The sequence below is a fragment of the Streptomyces sp. DvalAA-14 genome, from assembly GCF_900091855.1.
Lineage (GTDB): Bacteria > Actinomycetota > Actinomycetes > Streptomycetales > Streptomycetaceae > Actinacidiphila.
Genome location: NZ_FMCH01000177.1, coordinates 1 through 1,634, shown reverse-complemented (window position 1 = coordinate 1,634; position 1,634 = coordinate 1). Strand labels below are relative to the sequence as shown.

Here is a 1,634-nt window from a genome sequence, read left to right as displayed (position 1 = left end):
TGCAGGGTGAGATCCAGCGCGCCCGCCGAGAACCGTACGTCGCCGGGAGCGGTGACGCTCAGCGGCGGTACGGCCCCGCCGAGGGTGAGCACCAGGTCGCCGGTGGCCGGGACTTCGGCGGCGGTCAGGCCGGACCACTGCGCGTCGGCCGCCGAGTCGCCCTGCGCGACCCGGGCGGTGAGGGTCGCGCTCGCGCTGACCGCGGCCGCGTCGGCGGGCAGCAGGGCGGCGGCCGCTGCCTGCGGCACGGTGGCCACGGCGGTCAGCCGGCCGGGCTGGATGTCCGCGCCCACCGCCCCGGCCGCCGGGTACTTCTGCTGGAAGGCGACGCCGATCTGCTGGTCGCCGGCCGGGAATTGGCAGGTGTAGCCGAGCGTGAGGGAGCCGTCGGGGCCGCTGGCCGCGGAGTTCATGCCGGGCAGCAGTCCCGCGAGCAGGGCCGCGGCCGCGGCGGCGGCGAACCGCGCGGCTCGGCGCGGGTTCACGGCACCCCTCATCTCGGCACTCCTCAGGCAGGCTTCGGGCACGAATCGGGCGGACGTCGGGCAGGCGTCAGCGACGCAGGACATTACGGTCGGGTAATAAGAGCGGACAAGCGATCGGACCATGGAAAGTCGGCGGGTTCCCGCACGGCCCGGTTTCTTGTCAACGAGTGACAAACGGCCGCCGGAATTTTGTCCTCCGGTGAGTGTCCGGCCAGCCCGGAGCGGGCCCCGGCGGGAGTGCCCACCGGGGCCCTGGCCTCACATCGCCGCTCGCCCGGAGCGGCGCCGCGTCAGGTGGCGTTGACCTGCAGCGAGGGGGTGACGACGTAGTTCGCCTTGTAGGTGATCGAGTCGCCGTTGTTGATCAGGCCGAGGCACAGGCCGCCCACACCGGAGACGGACAGGCTGCCGGCGTTCAGCGCCAGGGTGTGGCTGCTGTTGACGTAGCTACCGGTCACGGTGCCGGTGATGGTGGCGGTGCACAGACCGGTCAGCTTGGCCGAGACACCGGTGAGCGAGCCGGGGGTGCTGCCGCTCGCGGTGGGCCCGGTGATGTTGAGGTTCCACGGCAGGCTCTGCGCGGTGACGCCGAAGGTGATGCTGTTCAGCTTGCAGGTGTTCCAGGTGGCGGTCTTGACGGTGCCGACCTTGATCGAGGTGGGCGCGCCCGCCGTGTAGGTGCCGTTGGCCGCGGCGCCGGTCGCGGCGGCCGAGGTGCAGGTGAGCTTGGCACCGGTGGTGTTGTCGGTGAGCGTCGGGGAGGTGGCGGTGGCCGTGAAGGCGCCGCCGCTGCCGGTGCTGCCGGTGATGACCACCGAGCTCACCGAGGCGAAGGCCGGGGCGGCGGCGAGGCCGATCGCGGCGAGGAGCGCCGTACCGGTGACCGCGACGCCCGAGGCCGCCTTCGTGAACTTGCGCATGGGCTGATCCTTCCTGAGAGGATTTTTCGAGGGTGGATTCGAGGGGAGGGACGTACCTGATAAACCGGGTCCCGTGCTGCTCAGGCGCGGAATTCGGTTACGGCTACTACCTGGAACGTGGGCACCGATTCCCTCGGTTGCCCTTGCGGAGCAGGACGTTACGCACCAGTAACCGGAGGGCGCAATAATCCTGGCCAAGATTCTCCGGGCCACCCTACTGATGGGTATT

2 protein-coding genes are annotated in these 1,634 nt (G+C 70.9%); both read right to left on the bottom strand.

Going from position 1 to position 1,634, the window contains the following annotated elements; translation table 11 throughout:
* Positions 1 to 497: DUF6801 domain-containing protein (locus GA0115240_RS36750; protein WP_346267927.1), on the bottom strand; the 497-nt coding region annotated here is incomplete at its 3' end.
* 278 nt (positions 498 to 775) lie between these two features.
* The gene (locus GA0115240_RS08645) at positions 776 to 1,405 is read right to left on the bottom strand and encodes a hypothetical protein (RefSeq protein ID WP_093736068.1); all 630 of its coding nucleotides are present in this window, start codon (positions 1,403 to 1,405) and stop codon (positions 776 to 778) included.
* Positions 1,406 to 1,634: the final 229 nt, after the last annotated feature.